We start from the raw sequence: 4,005 nt of genomic DNA, 5'->3' as shown, positions 1-4,005 counted from the left end.
GTGCATGGTCGTCCTGAGCGGTGAGGTGGCGATGTGTGTGGGTGGTGCGGACCGGGACGTCCGCGGTGGCGGCCGGGGCGGTCGGAGCCCGGGCGGGGCGGTTCCGCGGGACTGCCCGAGGAATCGATTCGCCCGAGGGGTTCGGATCGACCCGCCGGGAAGGTGTTCCATGAGGCGGACGGCCGGCCCCGGGGAGGAGGGGGAGCGGCCCGGCCGTCAGGACCTCAGGACCGTGCGCGCCGACTGCCGCCGGTACATCGCCGTGGACCCACGGGCCGGGCACGGCGGGCATACGCCCTCGTCATTCGTGCCGCGTCCTTTCGTCCACTGCTGCGCACGCGGCGAGCATGGATCAGCCGCACCCTCCCTGGCAAGGCCTGTTCACCACACGGTTTGCGCGACTTCTGGCACCATCGCAGGGTTCCGTGCCGGCAGGACCGGCTCCGCACCGGGCCGGCCACCGTCACCGGACCTCCCGCCGCGCCCGGACCGGCGCGGCGGGCATCGCGGCGGTGAAGGAGAAGCGGCCACCGTCGCGATGGGCGCCCCGGCGACACGTCGTCCGGGGCGTCACGCCGTTCCCGGGCCCCGGGAACCGGGTGCTACGCCGTTCCCCGGCCGCGGGGCGCGGCCGACTCCCTGTTCAGTTCGGCGATGAACTGGGCGCCCGCGAGCAGGGCGAGGTTGGACATCCACAGCCAGATCAGGAACACCACGACGCCCGCGAGGGAACCGTAGAGGCGGCTGTAGGCGCTCATGGCGGAGGCGTAGACCGCGAAGCCGGCCGAGGCGGTGAGCCACAGGCCGGCCGCCAGCACCCCGCCGGGCAGGATGTGGCCGCGCCGACGGGCCGATACGGGCCCGGTGTGGAAGACGACGACCACCAGGAGCGCCACCAGCCCCAGCAGCAGCGGCCAGCGCAGCAGGCCCCACGCCCATGAGGCCATCGCGTCGAGACCGAGCAGGCGGCCCGCGGCCTCGGCGACCGGTCCCGTCAGCACCATGACCAGCGCGCTGACTTCGAGCAGTCCGAGCAGCAGCAGCGCGGTGAGCACGGTGCGGTGGCCCTTGCGCCAGGGGGAGCGGCGGTCGGCCGTGCCGTGCATCCGGTGCAGGGCGCGCCGGAAGACGGCGAGATAGCTGGAGGCGGACCACAGCGCGCTCACGGCGCCGGCGCACAGCAGCGTCCAGGCCGCCGAGTCGTCCCGCAGCGTGCGGGCCAGCACGTCGTGCAGTTCGGCGCCCGACTGGCCGGGTGCGTAGGCGGCGACGTGGGCGATGAACACCTTGGCCGTGTCGGGACTGATCAGGCTGAACGCGACGACGGTGACCAGCAGGGCGGGCAGCACCGCCAGGATGGAGTAGTAGGTGAGGGCGGCGGCGTGGTCGGAGACGTCGTCGCGCCACATCGACACCGGTGTCCGGCGCAGGGCGGGCCACCAGGCGGGGGACACCCGCAGGACCCGGGCGGCGCGGCGGGCCGGGGCGTGCGGGCGGGGCCCGTGGTCGGCCGGGACGGACCGGGACCGCGCGGACATGCGGTGCACGGTGGTGACGCGGGCGGAGAGCGGGGCGCCGTCGGCCGCCGCCGTCCGTGACCGCCCGGTCCGCCGTGGGGCGGAGGTTTCCTCGTCGGGTGGTGCGGTCGGCCTCGTCATCGCAGGTCCTTTCTCCACGCCGGTGAACCGCTCTCATGCCGATGGACCCGCTTCGGCCGTGCATGTGTCGCGTCTGTGCGTCGCGGCTATGCGTCGCGTCTAAGTGTCGCGCTTACCCGGAATTTCTCCCTTCAGGCGGCGACAAGGGAATCCGTCCGACGAAAGGACGAATGCCGTCGATACCGCCGGTACCGCCGACGACGGGGGAATGCCCGAGTGACAGGCAGGGCGGCGGGGGCGCACGCGGATCGCCCGGTACGGGGGAAACGCCAGGTGAACGCCGCCGGTCACGGCGCTGGAGCGGCGTGTCGCGGCGGGTCGGCGCGGGTGGCATCCCGAGGCGGGTGAGGCGGTCGGGGGCGACGGCCGGGGAAACTCCGGATCATCCGATCCGTCCGTCCGGCCGAATCCCGAGCGGGCCGCGCGCGAGGGGATTTCCGCGTTCTCTGCCGGGGTGTGCAAATCGACAGGATCGGATGAAGAGGAGGATGAGAGACGGCTGAAGAGGAGGATGAGAGACGGCTGAAGAGGCGGGTGGCGGAACGGCTCCCGGTAATTGTGTTCGGCCGTCGGCGGCAGGTGCGGTCGGCGGGGCCGAGGGTGTGGCCGACTGGCACCGGAGCCTTCGCCGGGTTCCCGAAGGCGAAGCGGAACGCTCTGGACCTCATCGCAAACTCTCGTATAGTGACGCCCAGTTGATCGATCCAAACAGCTTTCTGCGCGCAATTTTTCCCGAGGACGAGACGAGGGCCGTAGCCGCTGCGGCCGCCCGAGGAACCGATTGATGACCGCGTCCGCTGCCCACGGCGACCGACCCGCCCTCCGCTCCCATCTCACCGTCGCGTTGCCCACCGCGGCCCTGTCCACGCTGGTCGTCTGCTGCTCCGTCGCGGCGGCCCCGCACTCGGTGCGCGGCCCGCTCGCCTGGGGCGCGGGCGCCGCCGCGGTGCTGCTGTGCGCGGCCGTCACGGTCGCCGCGCACGGGTTACGCACGGCCCGCGCCGCCCGCACCGCGCTGCGCGCCGCGAACGACGAAGCGCAGCGCGCCCTGCACGAAGGCGCCCGTGCGGCCGAGCAGTGGCGCCGGGAGAACCAGCGGCTCGGCGACGCGGCCGGGCACGAACGCGCCCGGCTGCTGGAGGACTTCGCACACGAACGGGTCCGGCTCGCCCAGGCCGGCGAGGCCGAGCAGCACCGCCTGGCCGCCGAACTGGCAACGGTCTCCGCGCGGTTGGAGCGAGCCGTCGGCGAGCGCGCGGCGGCGATCTCCGCGACCGCCAACGCCGCGGCCCGGATGCAGGCGCTGGCCACCGGCACCCTCGCCGACCTGCGGGCGATGGAGGACCGGCACAGCGACGAGGACGTGCTCGCCGATCTGCTCCACCTGGACCACCGCACCGCGCAGGCGGGCCGTCTGGCGGACTCGATCGCGGTGCTCACGGGCGCCCGTTCCGGCAGGCGCTGGGCGCGCCCGATCGCCATGGAGTCCATCCTGCGCGGCGCGATGGGCCGGATCAGCGGCTACCAGCGCATCCGGCTGCACTCCGTGAGCGACAGCGCGGTCGCGGGATTCGCGGCGGAGGGCGTCATGCACGCCCTGGCCGAACTCCTCGACAACGCGGCCAATTTCTCCCCGCCGAACGCCGAGGTCCACGTCTACGTCGAAGAGGTGCCCGCCGGGGTCATCGTCTCCGTCGAGGACAGCGGACTCGTCATGGGCGACGTCCAACTGCGCCGGGCCGAACAGGCCGTGGCCGGTGACGTGGCCGAACTGGGCGGCCTCACCGGGACCCGGCTGGGTCTCGCCGTCGTCGGGCGGCTCGCCCGCAAGCACGGTCTGAAGATCTCCTTCCGGCCCTCCGCGCGCGGCGGCACCGGCGTCCTGATGCTCGTCCCGCAGGACATCCTCACCGCCGCCCCGGCCGAACCGCGCGCCGCCGCGCCCGGCCCGTCCAAGCCGGTGTCCGCGTCCGCTCCGCAGCGTCCGTCGGCCGCCTCCACTGCGGTCACCCTCGACCCGACCGCGGCCGCCTCGGCGGACGCCGTCGGCGCCCCCTTGGGGGACGCCGTACCGGAGGGGAACCGTGACGGCGCGGACGACGAGGCGGGGCAGGGCCCCTCCGGCCTGCCCAAGCGCCGCCGGGGCCGTACCCTCGCCGCCGCCGAACGGTCCCGCTCCACCACCTCGGACCTCGCGCGCCGTACGGAGCCCGCCGCGGACATCCGGTCCAAGGCCGCCCGCTTCGGCAGCTTCCGCGAGGCCGTACGCGCCGGAACCGAGGACGCGACGGGCCGGCACCCGTTGCCACCCGCCCCCGACGAGCGGCGGACCGCCGCTCGTCGGGGG

General features: G+C 74.3%; 2 protein-coding genes. One reads left to right on the top strand and one right to left on the bottom strand.

Annotated features, from left to right (window positions below; all coding sequences use genetic code 11):
• Window positions 1-602 precede the first annotated feature (602 nt).
• Window positions 603-1,538 (bottom strand): YihY/virulence factor BrkB family protein, encoded by a 936-nt coding sequence (locus FNH09_RS45105; RefSeq protein WP_152895671.1) that lies wholly within the window; start codon window positions 1,536-1,538, stop codon window positions 603-605.
• Between the two features lie 904 nt (window positions 1,539-2,442).
• On the opposite strand from FNH09_RS45105, the gene FNH09_RS45100 reads away from it, so the two are divergent.
• Window positions 2,443-4,005: sensor histidine kinase (locus FNH09_RS45100; protein ID WP_152895670.1), on the top strand; the 1,563-nt coding region annotated here is incomplete at its 3' end.

Origin of the sequence: Streptomyces adustus, assembly GCF_009377175.1 — a bacterium.
Lineage (GTDB): Bacteria > Actinomycetota > Actinomycetes > Streptomycetales > Streptomycetaceae > Streptomyces > Streptomyces adustus.
Note: the sequence above shows the minus strand (reverse complement) of the source record. Positions and strands in the feature narration are given on the sequence as shown.